Annotated in this window: 1 protein-coding gene; it reads left to right on the plus strand. The window is 33.7% G+C overall.

Translation table 11 applies throughout. The features are described from left to right. The first annotated feature begins 102 nt into the window (after positions 1 to 102). Positions 103 to 354, plus strand: coding sequence for a hypothetical protein (locus tag AAEY99_RS21240; protein WP_351011951.1), 252 nt, complete (start codon positions 103 to 105; stop codon positions 352 to 354). Positions 355 to 392: the final 38 nt, after the last annotated feature.

Here is a 392-nt window from a genome sequence, read left to right on the forward strand (position 1 = left end):
ATAGTAAATGTAGGATGATATTAATCAATAACTTAAAAGGGCGACTTTAATTTTTTTTGCCCTTCAATAAGCTGTTATGCCTCACGTAAACTGGAGTGTTTTGTGTCTGAATTTGTTTTAAACATACCAATAGTTATTTTTTCTGTAGCTTTAGGTTCATTAATTTCTTTTGTTGGAGTTATGATTTCAAATAAAAGTAATAATGAGCGATTTAAAGCACAGCTCTTACATGATGAAAGAGAAAGAGAGTTAGAGAGAAAGTCCTCATTGAGAAAGGATGTCTATCTTTTAGCTGTTGAGGAGTTAGTTAAAGCGAACGGCGTTTTTCAAGACAGTTGTCGCCTAAATTGTTAAGCAGCTTCTTTATGTTGCTCTGGATTTAACGCCACAGC

The sequence above is a fragment of the Shewanella sp. S1-58-MNA-CIBAN-0166 genome (assembly GCF_040310085.1).
Classification (GTDB): Bacteria; Pseudomonadota; Gammaproteobacteria; order Enterobacterales; family Shewanellaceae; genus Shewanella.